The sequence below is a fragment of the Pseudomonas sp. GM_Psu_1 genome, assembly GCF_026544185.1.
Classification (GTDB): domain Bacteria; phylum Pseudomonadota; class Gammaproteobacteria; order Pseudomonadales; family Pseudomonadaceae; genus Chryseomonas; species Chryseomonas oryzihabitans.
In genome coordinates, this window is sequence record NZ_JALNUX010000006.1 from 278,175 (window position 1) to 292,364 (window position 14,190).

The 14,190-nt window shown below is 66.9% G+C and carries 14 protein-coding genes; 9 read left to right on the forward strand and 5 right to left on the reverse strand.

Annotated features, from left to right (window positions below):
- Positions 1 to 137 precede the first annotated feature (137 nt).
- The 3 genes from argJ (at position 138) to OXS31_RS13010 (ending at position 3,020) form a co-directional block, all read left to right on the forward strand.
- Entirely contained in the window at positions 138 to 1,355 is a 1,218-nt protein-coding gene (gene argJ, locus OXS31_RS13000) for a bifunctional glutamate N-acetyltransferase/amino-acid acetyltransferase ArgJ (RefSeq protein ID WP_027602979.1), read from the forward strand.
- Between the two features lie 82 nt (positions 1,356 to 1,437).
- On the forward strand, positions 1,438 to 2,076 hold the full coding sequence (locus OXS31_RS13005) for a glutathione S-transferase family protein (RefSeq protein WP_027598473.1): 639 nt from the start codon (positions 1,438 to 1,440) through the stop codon (positions 2,074 to 2,076).
- Positions 2,073 to 3,020 (forward strand): Nudix family hydrolase, encoded by a 948-nt coding sequence (locus tag OXS31_RS13010; protein ID WP_267399394.1) that lies wholly within the window; start codon positions 2,073 to 2,075, stop codon positions 3,018 to 3,020. The genes OXS31_RS13005 and OXS31_RS13010 overlap by 4 nt, the downstream gene beginning before the upstream one ends.
- Before the next feature lie 166 nt (positions 3,021 to 3,186).
- Here the strand turns inward: OXS31_RS13010 and OXS31_RS13015 are convergent, their stop codons facing one another.
- Genes OXS31_RS13015 through OXS31_RS13025 form a run of 3 tightly spaced genes read right to left on the reverse strand, consistent with a single transcriptional unit; the run spans position 3,187 to position 5,722 of the window.
- Positions 3,187 to 4,236: an alkene reductase gene (locus OXS31_RS13015; protein ID WP_007161863.1), complete on the reverse strand. Its 1,050-nt coding sequence runs from the start codon at positions 4,234 to 4,236 to the stop codon at positions 3,187 to 3,189.
- Positions 4,237 to 4,251: 15 nt separating this feature from the next.
- Positions 4,252 to 5,415 (reverse strand): MFS transporter, encoded by a 1,164-nt coding sequence (locus OXS31_RS13020; protein WP_267399395.1) that lies wholly within the window; start codon positions 5,413 to 5,415, stop codon positions 4,252 to 4,254.
- Positions 5,416 to 5,431: 16 nt separating this feature from the next.
- Complete coding sequence (locus tag OXS31_RS13025; RefSeq protein WP_007161865.1) at positions 5,432 to 5,722, reverse strand: metalloregulator ArsR/SmtB family transcription factor; 291 nt, start codon at positions 5,720 to 5,722, stop codon at positions 5,432 to 5,434.
- A gap of 218 nt (positions 5,723 to 5,940) precedes the next feature.
- Here OXS31_RS13025 and OXS31_RS13030 point away from each other — a divergent pair, with 218 nt between their 5' ends.
- The 4 genes from OXS31_RS13030 (at position 5,941) to OXS31_RS13045 (ending at position 11,754) form a co-directional block, all read left to right on the forward strand.
- Positions 5,941 to 6,636 (forward strand): OmpA family protein, encoded by a 696-nt coding sequence (locus OXS31_RS13030; protein ID WP_007161866.1) that lies wholly within the window; start codon positions 5,941 to 5,943, stop codon positions 6,634 to 6,636.
- A 251-nt stretch (positions 6,637 to 6,887) separates the two neighbouring features.
- Positions 6,888 to 9,026: an EAL domain-containing protein gene (locus OXS31_RS13035; RefSeq protein ID WP_169853363.1), complete on the forward strand. Its 2,139-nt coding sequence runs from the start codon at positions 6,888 to 6,890 to the stop codon at positions 9,024 to 9,026.
- A 174-nt stretch (positions 9,027 to 9,200) separates the two neighbouring features.
- The gene (locus OXS31_RS13040) at positions 9,201 to 10,355 is read left to right on the forward strand and encodes a phosphatidylserine/phosphatidylglycerophosphate/cardiolipin synthase family protein (protein ID WP_267399396.1); all 1,155 of its coding nucleotides are present in this window, start codon (positions 9,201 to 9,203) and stop codon (positions 10,353 to 10,355) included.
- 94 nt (positions 10,356 to 10,449) lie between these two features.
- Positions 10,450 to 11,754 (forward strand): acyltransferase, encoded by a 1,305-nt coding sequence (locus OXS31_RS13045; RefSeq protein ID WP_181086103.1) that lies wholly within the window; start codon positions 10,450 to 10,452, stop codon positions 11,752 to 11,754.
- Here OXS31_RS13045 and OXS31_RS13050 read toward each other — a convergent pair.
- Both OXS31_RS13050 and OXS31_RS13055 read right to left on the reverse strand, forming a co-directional pair.
- The gene (locus tag OXS31_RS13050; RefSeq protein WP_027598480.1) at positions 11,729 to 12,097 is read right to left on the reverse strand and encodes an antibiotic biosynthesis monooxygenase; all 369 of its coding nucleotides are present in this window, start codon (positions 12,095 to 12,097) and stop codon (positions 11,729 to 11,731) included. The two genes, OXS31_RS13045 and OXS31_RS13050, sit on opposite strands and share 26 nt — an antisense overlap.
- A gap of 73 nt (positions 12,098 to 12,170) precedes the next feature.
- Positions 12,171 to 12,572 carry a ketosteroid isomerase-related protein gene (locus tag OXS31_RS13055; RefSeq protein WP_027602984.1) on the reverse strand — a complete coding sequence of 134 codons (402 nt, stop codon included), beginning with the start codon at positions 12,570 to 12,572 and terminating at the stop codon, positions 12,171 to 12,173.
- A 105-nt stretch (positions 12,573 to 12,677) separates the two neighbouring features.
- On the opposite strand from OXS31_RS13055, the gene OXS31_RS13060 reads away from it, so the two are divergent.
- Both OXS31_RS13060 and OXS31_RS13065 read left to right on the forward strand, forming a co-directional pair.
- On the forward strand, positions 12,678 to 13,265 hold the full coding sequence (locus OXS31_RS13060; RefSeq protein ID WP_074584116.1) for a GNAT family N-acetyltransferase: 588 nt from the start codon (positions 12,678 to 12,680) through the stop codon (positions 13,263 to 13,265).
- Positions 13,262 to 14,146 carry a carbon-nitrogen hydrolase family protein gene (locus OXS31_RS13065; RefSeq protein ID WP_044341903.1) on the forward strand — a complete coding sequence of 295 codons (885 nt, stop codon included), beginning with the start codon at positions 13,262 to 13,264 and terminating at the stop codon, positions 14,144 to 14,146. The genes OXS31_RS13060 and OXS31_RS13065 overlap by 4 nt, the downstream gene beginning before the upstream one ends.
- Positions 14,147 to 14,190 lie beyond the last annotated feature (44 nt).

A 14,190-nucleotide genomic window follows, 5' to 3' on the forward strand; every position in this document is an offset into this window, starting at 1 on the left:
CAGGTTGTAAACTCCACTCGCTAGGCTGTTTGCGCCCCTTGCCCCGGCTGGGCGAGGCGGGCGCTGGAAGGCTGCTTTCCACGCCGCGACCGGTTTTCCGCTCGCGGCGTTTCCTTTTCTTTCACTGGAGTTTTCCCATGGCTGTCGGTCTCGGTCCGCTCTCCACGCTGCACCCGGTTCCCGGTTTCGAACTCGGTATCGCCTCCGCCGGCATCAAGCGCCCCGGGCGCAAGGATGTGGTGGTGATGCGCTGTGCCGAAGGCTCCAGCGTGGCCGGGGTCTTTACCCTGAACGCCTTCTGCGCGGCCCCGGTGATCATTGCCCGTCAGCGCTTCGCCGGCCCCGTGCGTTACCTGTTGACCAACACCGGCAATGCCAACGCCGGCACCGGACAGCCCGGCCTGGCCGCGGCCGAACGCACCACCAAGACCCTGGCCACCCTGGCCAGCGTCGGCGAAGAGGCGGTACTGCCGTTCTCCACCGGCGTGATCGGCGAACCGCTGCCGGTGGAAAAGATCGAAGCCGCGCTGCCGGCCGCCCTGGCCGACCTGGCCGAGGACAACTGGGCCGCCGCCGCCACCGGCATCATGACCACCGATACCCTGCCCAAGGGCGCCAGCCGCCAGTTCCAGGTGGACGGCACCACCGTCACCGTGACCGGCATCAGCAAGGGCGCCGGCATGATCAAGCCGAACATGGCGACCATGCTCGGCTACGTGGCCACCGACGCCAAGGTCGCGCGCGGTCTCTTGCAGGATCTGCTGGCCGACGCCGCCAATCGCTCCTTCAACCGCATCACCATCGACGGCGACACCTCCACCAACGACTGCTGCATGCTGGTGGCCACCGGTCAGGCGGCCATGGCGGAGATCACCCAGCCCAGCGGCGCGGCCTTCGAGCAGCTGCGCGAGGCGGTGTTCGCGGTGTTCGCCGAACTGGCCCAGGCCATCGTGCGTGACGGCGAGGGTGCCACCAAGTTCGTCACCGTGCAGGTCAATGGTGGCGGCAATGCCCAGGAATGCCTGGACGTCGGCTACGCCGTGGCCCATTCGCCGCTGATCAAGACCGCGCTGTTCGCCTCCGATCCCAACTGGGGGCGCATCCTCGCCGCCGTCGGCCGGGCCGGCGTGCCCCAGCTGGACGTCAGCCTGATCGACGTCTTCCTGGGTGGCGTGCAGATCTGCCAGCAGGGCGGTCGCGCGGCCACCTATACGGAAGAGCAGGGCGCGCGGGTCATGGCCCAGGCCGAGATCGAGATCCGCATCGAGCTGGGTCGCGGCAGCCACAGCGAGACCATCTGGACCACCGACCTCTCCCACGACTATGTGAAGATCAACGCCGAGTACCGTACCTGACGGCTACCCGACGCCTTGGCGTCCGCTCCGGCGGGCGCCTGCGGCGGTCCTCGCGGGCCGCATCGTTTCGAGGAATCCCCGCATGTCCCAGCTGCAACTCGTGATCGGCAACAAGAATTTCTCCTCCTGGTCGTTGCGGGCCTGGCTGGCCATGGAGCTCAGCGGCGCCGCCTTTGAAGAGGTGTCGATCCCGCTCTATGCGCCCAACAGCCGCGCCTTGCTCAAGGCCCAGTCGCCCACCGGCAAGGTGCCGGTGCTCAAGCTGGCCGAGGGCACCATCTGGGATTCCCTGGCCATCGTCGAATACCTCGCCGAGGCCTATCCCGACGCCGGGCTGTGGCCCGCCGAGACCCTGGCCCGCGCCCATGCCCGGGCGCTGTGCGCCGAGATGCACAGCGGCTTCCTGGCCCTGCGCCGCGAACTGCCCATGGATCTGCGTCGCCGGCAGCGGTTGAAGTCGACCACCGCCGAGGCGGTGGAAGACATCCAGCGCATCCAGCGCCTGTGGCGCGAATGCCGCGAACGCTACGGCCAGCAGGGTCCCTATCTGTTCGGTACGCCGACCATCGCCGATGCCTTCTATGCCCCGGTCGCCAGTCGCTTCCGCAGCTACGGGGTGGAACTGTCGGCCGAGGCGGCCGCCTATGTCGAAACCATCTACGCCTGGCCGGCCTTCCAGCGCTGGCTGGCGGAGGCCGAAACCGAGGAGCAGAGCGCATGACTCGTCTGCATGTCGTCGCCGCGGTGATCCGCGACCCCCAGGGCCGGATCCTCATCGCCCAGCGCCCGGCGCACAAGCACCAGGGTGGTCTCTGGGAATTCCCCGGAGGCAAGGTCGAGGCCGGTGAGGCTCCGGCCGTGGCCCTCGCCCGCGAACTGGCCGAGGAACTGGGCATCCAGGTGACAAGGGCGCGGCCGCTGCTGCAGGTGCGCCACGACTATCCCGACCAGGCGGTGCTGCTGGATGTCTGGCAGGTGGACGCCTTCACCGGTGACGCCCATGGCGCCGAAGGCCAGCCCTTGGCCTGGGTCTCGCCTCGCGAACTGGCCGACTACGACTTCCCGGCGGCCAACCGGCCCATCGTCCAGGCGGCGCGGCTGCCCGAGCGCTACCTCATCACCCCCGGCGAGCTGACCACCGCGGAATTGCTCAATGGCCTGCACCGGGCGCTGGACAGCGGCATCCGCCTGGTCCAGCTGCGCACGCCGGACAACTTCGATCCCCAGTACCGCGATCTGGCCGGCGATGTCCAGGGCCTCTGTACCGGCCGCGCCCAGTTGATGCTCAAGGGCCCGCTGGAGTGGCTGGGCGATTTCCCCGCGGCTGGCTGGCACCTGACCGCCGAGCAGTTGCGCCGCTATGCGCCCAATGGCCGGCCTTTTCCGGCGCAGCGGCTGCTGGCGGCTTCCTGCCATGACGCCGAGGAACTGGCCTTGGCCCAGCAGATGGGGGTGGACTTCGTCACCCTGTCGCCAGTGATGCCCACCGCGAGCCATCCCGGTGCCCCGACCCTGGGCTGGGTCAAGGCCCAGCAGCTGCTGGCCGACTGCAACCTGCCGGCCTATCTGCTGGGCGGGCTGGGCGAGGACGACCTCAACAGCGCCTGGCAGGCCGGCGCCCAGGGCGTGGCGGCGATCCGGGCGTTCTGGCCTGGGGGCGTTTGAGACAAATGGTGTAATCCAATCGCGGCCATGCCGGTGCGCCGTAGCGACCGCTCCTACAGGGGCACCGAACACCTGTAGGAGCGGCCGCATCGGCGGACCGCCATGGCCGCGATATCGGCACAAAAAAAGCCCGCCAACCGGCGGGCTTTTTTATCCACGGAAAAACCTACAGCCGCGGATAGTCGATGTAGCCGACCGGGCCCTTGCTGTAGAAGGTGTCCGGGTGCGGCTCGTTCAGCGCGGCGTCCTGTTCCAGGCGTTGCGGCAGGTCCGGGTTGGCGATGAAAGGCACGCCAAAGGCCACGGCATCGGCCTTGCCTTCGTCCAGCCAGGCATTGGCCTTGGCCTTGTCGAATTTCTCGTTGGCGATGTAGACGCCACCGAAGGCCGCCTTGAGGTCCGGGCCGAGGCTGTCGCTGCCGGCCGCTTCGCGGATGCAGATGAAGGCGACCTGGCGCTGCCCCAGCTCGCGGGCGACATGGCCAAAGGTGGCGGCGGGGTCGTTGTCGCCCATGGTGTGCATGTCGCCACGGGTGGACAGGTGCACGCCGACGCGATCGGCGCCCCAGACGTCGATGCAGGCATCGGTCACTTCCAGCAGCAGCCGAGCGCGATTCTCGATGGAGCCGCCGTAGTTGTCGGTGCGCTGGTTGGTGTCGCTCTGCAGGAACTGGTCGAGCAGATAGCCATTGGCCCCATGGACCTCGACGCCGTCGAAGCCGGCGCGCTTGGCGTTCTCGGCGCCATGCCGATAGGCGGCGACGATGCCGGGGATCTCGGCGGTTTCCAGCGCCCGCGGGGTGACATAGTCACGCTTGGGGCGCAGCAGGCTGACGTGGCCCTGGGCGGCGATGGCGCTCGGTGCCACCGGCAGTTCGCCGTCGAGGTAGCTGGGATCGGAGATGCGGCCCACGTGCCAGAGTTGCAGCACGATGCGGCCACCGGCCTTGTGCACGGCGGTGGTCACGCGCTGCCAGCCGGCCACCTGCTCGTCGGACCAGATGCCGGGGGTGTCGGGATAGCCCACGCCCATGGGGTCCACCGAGGTGGCCTCGGTGATGATCAGGCCGGCGGATGCGCGTTGCACGTAGTACTCGACCATCAGGTCGCCCGGGACCCGTCCCGGTTCGGCACGGCAGCGGGTGAGGGGCGCCATGATGACGCGGTTGGGCAGTTCCAGGGCGCCGATCTTGATCGGGTCGAACAGCTGAGTCATGGCTAGCTCTCTTGATTAGCTGGCGATCGCCAGGCCGCTCTTGCGGGCCTGGCTGGCGGTCAGCAGGGTGGCGATAAGGGCCAGCAGGGCGAGCCCGCTGGCGGCGAGGGGTACCGCGGTAAGACCCAGGCCGTGGTCGATCACCAGGCCACCGACCCAGGCGCCGAGGGCATTGCCCACGTTGAAGGCGCCGATGTTGAGGGTCGAGACCAGATTCGGCGCGTCCTTGCCGAAGGTGACCACGTTGATCTGTAGGGCCGGCACGGCGGCGAAGGCGGCCGCGGCCCAGAGGAAGAGGGTGATCTCGGCGGGCAGGAAGGCCTGGCCGGTCCAGCGCAGGGCGGCGGAGGTCAGGGCCAGGGCGACGAAGATGCCCACCAGGCTGGTGGCCAGGCGCCAGTCGGCCAGGCGACCGCCGATGAAGTTGCCCAGGGTCAGGCCCAGACCGATCAGCAGCAGGGTACCGGTGACGCCACGCGGCGAGACGCCGGTGACCTCCTGCAGCAGCGGCGCCACATAGGTGAAGAGGGCGAACATGGAGGCGGCGAAGAACACCGTCATCGACAGCGCCAGCCAGAAGCCCAGGCCGCGCAAGGCGAGCAATTCCCGGCGCAGGTCGGCGCGCGGCTGGTTGCGGTCGGCCGGCAGCACCCGCCAGAGACCGATCAGGGCGACCACGCCGATCGCCACCACCGCCCAGAAGGTCGAGCGCCAGCCGGCGGCCTGGCCGAGGGCGGTACCCAGGGGCACGCCCAGCACATTGGCCAGGGTCAGGCCGGTGAACATCAGGGCCACCGCCGAGGCGCGGCGATTTTCCGGGACCAGGCTCGCCGCCACGACCGCGCCGATACCGAAGAAGGCGCCATGGCAGAGGGCGGTGACCACCCGCGCCAGCATCAGCATGTTGTAGCCGCTGGCCACGGCGCAGAGCAGATTGCCGACGATGAAGATGCCCATCAGGGCGAGCAGGGCGCGCTTGCGCGGCCAGTGGGCGGTGGCCAGTGCCATGAAGGGCGCGCCGACGGCCACGCCCAGGGCATAGCCAGTGACCAGCCAGCCGGCGCTGGGAATGGACACGCCGAGATCGGCGGCGACATTGGGCAGCAGCCCCATGATGACGAATTCGGTGGTGCCGATGGCGAAAGCGCTCAGCGCCAGCACGATGAGAGAAGCGGGCATCAGGATTCCTTGCAGACTAGAGTTCGCGGGCGAGACGTTGCAGAAAGGCCTGGATGGCGGCCTCGTCGCGTTGGTAGAACACCCATTGGCCGATGCGCCGCGTGGTGACCAGGCCAGCCCGGGTCAACACCGCCAGGTGCGCCGAGACCGTGGACTGCGAGAGTCCGGCACGGGCTTCGATCTGTCCGGCACAGACACCCGTACCCAGGTCGTGTTCCTGGTGCGGGAAATACTGCCGGGGATCGCGCAGCCAGCCGAGGATCTGGCGGCGCAGGGGATTGGCCAGGGCTTTGAGGATCTCGTCCATCACGGTCGCATCGTCATATTGGGTTGTAACGAACCTTAGATCGCGAAAAATCGATATGCAAGCTATCTATCTTCGATTCTGCCTATCGCGGACTTAGAGGCTCACTATCGCGATAAGTGTCCGCGAGCGCCGCTTCGTTCAGTTGCGATTCAGATCACGCGGCTAGAATTGCCGGGTGCGGCCCCATTCGCCGCAATGGATTTCCAAGGAGCAAAGACATGGCGCTGCCCACCCGTATCCTTCTCGCCAGCCTGGCCCTGGCCACCCTGGCCGGATGCGCATCTCCCAATCCCTACGAAAACCAGGGTCAGGCCAGCGGTGGTACCTCCAAGACCGCCAAGTACGGCGGCCTGGGTGCCCTGGCCGGTGCCGTCGCCGGTGCCGCCATCGATCACAACCACCGCGGCAAGGGTGCGCTGATCGGCGCCGCCGCCGTGGGTGCGGCCGCCGCCGGTTACGGCTATTACGCCGATCGCCAGGAAGCCGAGTTGCGCCGGCAGATGGAAAACACCGGCGTCGAGGTGCAGCGCCAGGGCGACGACATCAAGCTGATCATGCCCGGCAACATCACCTTCGCCACCGATTCGGCCGATATCGCCAACAGCTTCTACAAGCCGCTGAACGACCTGGCCAATTCCTTCAAGCAATTCGATCAGAACAGCATCGAGATCGTTGGCTACACCGACAGCACCGGCAGTCGTGCCCACAACGTCGAGCTGTCCCAGCGCCGGGCGCAGAACGTCGCCGGCTACCTGACTGCCCAGGGCGTGCCCGCGGCGCGCCTGAGCACCCGGGGCGCCGGTCCCGATGCCCCCATCGCCAGCAACGCCACCGCCGATGGCCGCGCGCAGAATCGCCGCGTCGAAGTCAATCTGCGCCCCCTGCCCGGAGCCACCGGCACCCCCGCCCAGTAGCGACCGCTCGTCGCCGGCGACCGGCAGTTTCCGCGCCTTCGGGCAGCCTGGCGGAAACTGCTTTTTCATTTTGCGCTCTGATAGACGTCGCGAAGGGTCCCGCCTGCCAATCGGCAGGCGGCAGACCCCTGTCCGGCTGCTACCCTAGTAGGGTTGAGAGCGACGCGTCGCATAACGGTCACGACGGGAAGAGGTAGCCAGCCGCGCATGGCTGCTGCACGGCGGCAGAGGCCGCGGGGAGAAGAGGCTTGATGGAGTGCCCGTTGCCGCAGACAGAGCAAGGTCCGGTGTTGCTGGTGGTCGACGACCGCCTGGAGAACCTGCTCGCCATGCAGGCGGTACTGGAGGTCGGAAACTGGCGGGTGATCACGGCCGCTTCGGGTGAGCGTGCCCTGCAATACCTGCTGGACGAAACCGTGGATCTGGTGCTGCTCGACGTCCAGATGCCGATCATGGACGGCTTCGAGGTGGCGCGCATCATGCGCAGCAACCTGCGCACCCGCTTCACCCCGATCATCTTCGTCTCCGCCGAAGCCCACTCCTACGAATCGGTCCTGCGGGGCTATGCCACCGGCGCGGTCGACTATCTGCTCAAGCCGGTCGATCCCAATATCCTCAGGCACAAGGTGCGCTCGCTGCTCGATCACGAGCGCAATCGCCGCGAATTGCTGCAGGCCACCCAGCAGCTGGAACTGGCCAAGTCCTTCAGCGATTCGCTGCTCGACAATGCCGCCGAAGGCATCCTTACCGTCAACGAACAGGGGCGGGTGACCTTCGCCAACGCCGCCATCGCCCGCATGCTGAGATGCAGCGTCAGCGACCTGGTGCACGCCAATTTCCTCGACTTCCTCGAAGGCGGCAGCGGTCTCGACGACTGGCAGACCTCGCCCTTCATGGAGCACTACGACCGCCGCGAGACCTATCGCCTGCACGATGCCCGCCTGCGCACCAATCGTGGCGACAGCCTGCCGGTGGCGCTGTCCTGCGCGCCGCTGCCGCGCATGCAGCGGGCCATGGTCATCATCGCCCTGGACATGTCGCGCATGCGCGAGCTGCAGGACCAGCTGGAATCCCAGGCCGTCACCGATGCCCTGACCGGTCTGCTCAATCGCCGCGGCTTCAACCAGACGCTGGAAGCGGCGCTGGCGCGCAGCGGCCGCAACGGCAAGCGCATGGCGGTGCTCTACATCGATCTCGACGGCTTCAAGCGCATCAACGATTCCCTCGGTCACGAAGCCGGGGATCGGGTGCTGTGCATCGTCGCCGAGCAGCTCAAGAGCTGCATGCGGCCCTACGACATCCTGGCGCGCATGGGCGGTGACGAATTCACCGCGCTGCTCGATTCCCTGGAGCATCCGGAGGACGCTGCCCGCGTGGCCGAGAAGCTGCTGGAGCTGCTGGCCACGGTGCATCGCATCGACGGCATGGAAGTCAGCCTGGGCGCCAGCATCGGCATCGCCAGCTATCCCGACTGCGGCCATACCGTGGACGGCCTGCTGAGATCCGCCGACATCGCCATGTACGAGGCCAAGCGCGGCGGGCGCCAGCAATACCGCTTCTTCTCGCCGGACATGAACGGCCGCGCCCGTTCCCGGTTGATGCTCGAAGAAAGCGTGCGCAACGCCATCGACAACAAGGACTTCGTGCTCGCCTACCAGCCGCAGGTCTATCTGCGCGACGGCCGTCTCCGCGGCTTCGAGGCGCTGCTGCGCTGGGAGCACACGGTGGCCGGCAAGGTCTCGCCGAGCGTCTTCATCCCGCTGCTGGAAGAGACCCGGCTGATCAACCGCATCGGCGACTGGATCTTCCGCGAAGGCGCGACCAAGCTGCAGTCCCTGCAGGAAATCTATGGCGACGAATTGCTGCTGAGCATCAACCTCAGTCCGGTGCAGTTCGGCATGCCGCAACTGGCGGAAAGCCTGCGCCAGATCATCGAGACCCATGGGCTGCGACCCGAGCAGCTGGAAATCGAGGTGACCGAGTCGGCGCTGATGCACGACATCGACTACACCCGCGCCCAGCTGTCGCAACTGCGCGCCCTCGGCGTGCGCATCGCGGTGGACGACTTCGGCACCGGCTATTCCTCGCTGGCCTATCTGCGCCACTTCGAACTCGACACCCTCAAGATCGATCAGCTGTTCATCGCCAACATGCTGGATTCCTCCCGCGACGCCGCCATCGTCAGCACCATCCTCGAACTGGGTCGCAACCTGGATCTGGAGGTCATCGCCGAAGGGGTGGAGACCCTGGAACAGCGCGACTGGCTGATCGAGCACGGCTGCGAGATCATGCAGGGCTTCCTGGTCTCCCGGCCGCTGAGCGCCGAGGTGACCGGTCGCTTTCCCCAGCAGGTGGACTGGACCGCCCGACGCCCCGAGCCCACGCTCTAGGCGCGCTGACGGCCTGTTCCAGGGGCAGGCCCCTCCGTCCATCGGCGCAGGCCGTCGAGCAGGCGCCGCGCCAGAGCCGGCGGTGCTCCCCTGGCCAGCCAAACCACGCCTGCCACTGAACGAACCCCCGTCCGCGCCTTCTTATGCAATGGCCACAGGCACGGAGTAGGAAGCATGCGGGGCGCCGTCTTTCCATGGCGGGAAAACAACAGGTTCGAATTGCTGGTGGACGGCAGTCGGTTCTTTCCGGCCATGCTCGAATCCATCGCTGGCGCCAGCCGCCGGATCGATGTCGAACTCTATCTGGTGGAAGCCGGCAGTTGCTCCGAGCAGTTGCTCGTGGCCCTGACCGAAGCGGCCCGACGCGGCGTCGCGGTGCGTTGCCTGTTCGATGGCTTCGGCACCCTGCGCATGGACGCCGGCTTGCGCCGCCAGCTGGAAGAGGCGGGCGCCGAGCTGCGCATCTTCAACCCCGTGCGCTTCGGTCACGGCTTGCACAACCTGCACCGCGACCATCGCAAGATCTTCATCATCGACGGCGAGGAGGCCTTCGTCGGTGGCAGCGGCGCGACCGATGACTTCTGGGATCCGGCCAAGAGCGACTGCAACTGGCACGAGGTGATGGTACGCATCCAGGGACCCCTGGTGGAGGACTGGCTGGCGCTGTTCGAACGGCAATGGGAAGCGGTGGGTCGCCGCCGCGCCTGGAAGCCACGCCCGCGGCGGGGTCGCGAGCGACCGCCACCGCCGCCTGCCGCCCAGGAAGGGCAGGGCCGGGTCGCCTACGCCGATGCCCGCCAGCACCGCGACATCCTGCAGGCGCTGATCCGCGCCCTGGTGGGCGGCCGCGAGCGTATCTGGTTCGCTACCCCCTATTTTCTCCCGACCTGGCGCGTGCGCTGGGCCTTGCGACGGGCCGCGCGTCGCGGCGCCGACGTGCGGCTGCTGCTCACCGGTCGGCACACCGACAATCCACCGGTGCGTTTCGCCGGGCAGCGCTACTACCGCAGCCTATTGCGCGCCGGTGTGCGCATCTACGAATACCAGCCGCGATTCATCCACGCCAAGATGGTCCTGGTGGACAACTGGGTCAGCGTCGGCTCCTGCAATTTCGATCACTGGAATCTGAGGTTCAACCTGGAGGCCAATGTCGAGGCGGTGGATCGCGGCCTGAGTCAGGCGGTGGCGGCCAGCTTCGTCAAGGATTTCGCCCAGAGTCGCGAGATCACCCTGGAATTCTGGCGCAGTCGGCCCTGGTGGCGGCGCGCACGCGAGTGGCTCTGGGGTTCGCTGGATCGCCTGGTGATCGGTGTACTGGGGCGCGGTTAGCAGCCCCGGGTGTCAGGTGCGGGTAACATAACCGATCCGGCGCTGTAGGCCGGACCCATCGTCCCGCGGACGAGGCCAGACGAGTAACGCCTTAGTGCAGACTTTAGATAAACACCGCTTCATCGGTCTGGAGTGGCTCAGGTTCCTGATGGGTTTCTATGTGGTCGTCTACCACACCATCCATTTCTATCCCGAGCGCAAGACCATCCCCCTGCTGGACGAGATCACCAGCATGGGCTTCTTCGCCACCAGTACCTTCTTCGTGCTATCCGGCTTTCTGCTCGCCCACGTCTATTGCGGCCGCGGCAGCCTGCGCGAGCCGGCGCGCAGTTTCTGGGTCAAGCGTTTTGCCAACCTCTATCCGATCCACATCTTCGCCCTGTTGCTGGCGATGGCGGTGGTGACCTGGATCGGCAGTCTGGGGATTCCACCGGGCGCCGCCACGGCGAGCATCCGCTTCGTGGTGTTCGACACCAACGAGCCCCTGGCGCGGACCCATCCCGAATTGTTCCAGCACTTCATGAGCAACGCGGAGCTGGCCTTCAATGCCGTGCTGCAGCTGTTCATGCTGCAGGCCTGGAATCCCTACTACCTGACCTTCAACGCGCCGCTCTGGTCGATCTCGGCGCTGTTCTTCTTCTATCTGACCTTTCCCAAGCTGGCCCCGCGGCTGATGACCAGCGAGCGCCCCTGGCAGCTGTTGCTGCTGGTCTGGGTGCTCTATCTGATTCCGCCGCTGCTGGTGATCCTGCACCAGAACTACGGCATGCCCTTTACCGGCCTGCTGCAGCGAGTGCCCCTGTTCCGGCTGCCGGAGTTTCTCGCCGGCATCCTGCTGTACGCCATCTTCCGTCGCCAGCACGCGCGGGGCTGGACACCGTCGGAGCGGCAGCGGCTGCTGCTGGCGAGCTACCTGATCCTGAGTTTCGCCCTGGGCACGGCGCTGTTCACCCATGGACCCAAGTTCTGGTACTTCCTGTTCCACAACGGCCTGTTCCTGCCGTCGCAGCTGATCCTGGTCTATCTGGCCGCCCTGGCGCAGGAGCCGGCCAGCGAACGCATCCGCCACTGGTCGCCACGACTCGGCGGCGCGTCGCTGTCGATGTTCGCCCTGCACGTGCCCCTGTCGGGGATCTACATGACCCTGGAACAGCTGATCGGCGGCAATCTGAAGGCCTGCCTCAGTGGCGATCGCGAGGTCTGCATCGCCGCCGCCGGGGCCTATACCAACTCCATCGAGTGGTACTGGCTGTTCCTGCTGGCGGTGGTGGTGCTCTGCGTGCTGTTCCAGGAGCGGCTGGTGGTGCCGACCCGCAAGCGCATCCTCGCGGTGCTGCTGCCGCGCCTGGCGCCGCCGCAGCAGCCGCCCCGGGCTAGCGGCGGAAGCCTGCGGCCATGACGAAGAAACGGGCGTTCAGGGCCGCCAGCGGCTCGCGCAGCTGCTCCAGCTGATCGGCCGCACCGAATACCTCGAAGCGTTCCAGGGTGGCGATGGCCTGGGCCTGCTCCAGCAGATCGCCGACGTTGTCCAGGTGCGCCAGCAGCGCCTGGGCATCGCGATAGCCTTCGCGGCAACGCGCCGTGGTGCCGTCATAACAGAAGCCGTAGTAGAGGCAGCCGGGTTCGTTGCGGGTGCGCTCCAGCATGGCCTCGCCCAGGCGCTTGAAGGCTTCGAGCTGATCGGGCTGGACGGCGAAGACGGGGGCCAGGCTGCAGACGGAATCGCTGGGAAGAGTGGGCATGGGGGCTCCGGGGTCGGGGATGGTCTGCATGCGACCTCGGCCGGTCGGCAGTGCTCCCGCCGGCTGACGGACGTCAGGCGCCGACCTGGGCGATCCAGTCGTTCAGGTTGTAGTAGTTGGTCACCCGCGCCACCTTGCCGTCGCGGATCTCGAAGAAGGCGCCCACCGGCAGCTCGTAGGTCTGACCCCTGGCCTCGGGCAGACCCTCATCGGTGACCAGGTATTCACCGTGGATGATGAATTCGGCGGCCGCCCGCCGGCCACTGGGCTCGGCCATCACCACTAGGTCGGTCAGCCGCTCGCGATAGCAGCGATTCATGTGGGCCATGAAGGCGGCAAAGGCGGCCTTGCCTACCTGGCGCTCCCCCTGATTGATGTCATGGACCACATCCTCGGTGAGCAGCTCCAGGAAGATATCCATGTCACCGGCGTTGAAGGCGGCGTAATAGGCATCGATGAGGTCGGTCGTGGTCATGGCAACTCCTGTCGTTGGCGAAAAGATGCGATTGCCGGCGCATGGTAGGGTGCCTGGACGATCCCGACATAGCCATTCACGTCTCCTGCTTAACCAGAAGAGTCCATGGACATCCAACTCATCCACGGCGCTGGCATCACCCCGCTGATTCCCGAGCTGGCGAAGCTGCGCATCGCTGTCTTTCGCGAATACCCCTATCTCTACGACGGTACGCTGGATTACGAGGTGCGCTATCTGCAGACCTATGCCGCCGCTCCGGACAGCCTCTGCGTGCTGGTCCGCGACGGCGGACGGGTGGTGGGGGCGGCTACCGCCCTGCCACTGGCGGACGAAACCGTGGAATTCCAGCAGCCCTTCCGCGCGGGCGGTTGGCCGGTGGAGCGAATCTACTATTTTGGTGAATCCCTGTTGCTGCCGACTTACCGGGGGCGGGGGCTCGGACGGCGCTTCTTCACCGAGCGGGAGGCGCGGGCACGACAGCTGGGGTGTTTCACCTGGTGCGCCTTCTGCGCCGTACAACGCCCGGACGACCATCCGCGCCGTCCGCCGGGCTATCGACCCTTGCACGGCCTCTGGCACAGCCAGGGCTTCGCCGAGCATCCGGAATTTACCGCCCACTACCTGTGGCAGGATCTCGACGAGGTCGCCGAGTCGCCCAAACTCATGACCTTCTGGCTCAAGGAATTGCCATGATCCGCCTGGCCGCTTGCCAATACGCCATCGAATTGCTGGAGACCTGGGACGCCTATGCCGCGCACCTGACCGAACTCTGCGAGGAGGCCGCCGCCGAGGGTAGCCAGCTCCTGCTGCTGCCCGAATACGCCGGGCTGGTGCTCAGCGGCCAACTGCCGCCTGCCGAGCGTAGCGATTTGCACGGCTCCATCGCCGGTATCCAGCCATTGCTGCCCGCCTGGCGCGACCTCTGCGAGGGCCTGGCGCGCCGGCTGCAGCTCTATCTGCAACCCGGTTCGCTTCCCGTGCTCGATGACGATGGTCGGTACCGCAACCGGGCCTGGCTGTTCGGTCCCGAAGGCTGCCTGGGCCATCAGGATAAGCTGATGATGACCCGCTTCGAGCGGGAGGAATGGAATATCGTGGGCGGCCGCGAAGGCTTGCGCGTCTTCGATACGGCCTTGGGCCGCCTCGGCATCCTGATCTGCTACGACAGTGAATTCCCGCTCCTGGCCCGGCACCTGGCCGAGGCGGGAGTGGATCTGATCCTGGTGCCGAGCTGTACCGATACCGTCGCCGGCTTCCACCGGGTACGGGTGGGGGTCCAGGCGCGAGCGTTGGAAAACCAGCTCGCGGTGCTGCAGGCGCCGACAGTGGGGTTGGCGCCCTGGTCGCCCGCACTGGACGAGAACGTCGGCCGGGCCGGGCTCTTCGTCCCGCCGGATCGGGGCATGCCGGCCGACGGGGTGATCGCCCAGAGCGACGCCCTCTGTCCTGAATTCAGCCACTGGCTCCATGCCGAGGTCGATCTGGACGAGGTACGGCGGGTGCGGACCCATGGTCAGGTATTCATCCGCCGTGACTGGCCGGCGCAGTGGCAGGTACTAGAGTCCGGTCACTGAATGAAAAAAGCCCAGCACTGAGGCTGGGCTTTTCTGTCGCGACG

What these genes read in the sequence shown, in the direction of transcription:
- argJ (WP_027602979.1), top strand. Translation starts at nt 138, where the DNA reads ATGGCTGTCGGTCTCGGTCCGCTCTCCACGCTGCACCCGGTTCCCGGT.
- OXS31_RS13005 (WP_027598473.1), top strand. Translation starts at nt 1,438, where the DNA reads ATGTCCCAGCTGCAACTCGTGATCGGCAACAAGAATTTCTCCTCCTGG.
- OXS31_RS13010 (WP_267399394.1), top strand. Translation starts at nt 2,073, where the DNA reads ATGACTCGTCTGCATGTCGTCGCCGCGGTGATCCGCGACCCCCAGGGC.
- OXS31_RS13015 (WP_007161863.1), bottom strand. Translation starts at nt 4,236, where the DNA reads ATGACTCAGCTGTTCGACCCGATCAAGATCGGCGCCCTGGAACTGCCC.
- OXS31_RS13020 (WP_267399395.1), bottom strand. Translation starts at nt 5,415, where the DNA reads ATGCCCGCTTCTCTCATCGTGCTGGCGCTGAGCGCTTTCGCCATCGGC.
- OXS31_RS13025 (WP_007161865.1), bottom strand. Translation starts at nt 5,722, where the DNA reads ATGGACGAGATCCTCAAAGCCCTGGCCAATCCCCTGCGCCGCCAGATC.
- OXS31_RS13030 (WP_007161866.1), top strand. Translation starts at nt 5,941, where the DNA reads ATGGCGCTGCCCACCCGTATCCTTCTCGCCAGCCTGGCCCTGGCCACC.
- OXS31_RS13035 (WP_169853363.1), top strand. Translation starts at nt 6,888, where the DNA reads ATGGAGTGCCCGTTGCCGCAGACAGAGCAAGGTCCGGTGTTGCTGGTG.
- OXS31_RS13040 (WP_267399396.1), top strand. Translation starts at nt 9,201, where the DNA reads ATGCGGGGCGCCGTCTTTCCATGGCGGGAAAACAACAGGTTCGAATTG.
- OXS31_RS13050 (WP_027598480.1), bottom strand. Translation starts at nt 12,097, where the DNA reads ATGCCCACTCTTCCCAGCGATTCCGTCTGCAGCCTGGCCCCCGTCTTC.
- OXS31_RS13055 (WP_027602984.1), bottom strand. Translation starts at nt 12,572, where the DNA reads ATGACCACGACCGACCTCATCGATGCCTATTACGCCGCCTTCAACGCC.
- OXS31_RS13060 (WP_074584116.1), top strand. Translation starts at nt 12,678, where the DNA reads ATGGACATCCAACTCATCCACGGCGCTGGCATCACCCCGCTGATTCCC.
- OXS31_RS13065 (WP_044341903.1), top strand. Translation starts at nt 13,262, where the DNA reads ATGATCCGCCTGGCCGCTTGCCAATACGCCATCGAATTGCTGGAGACC.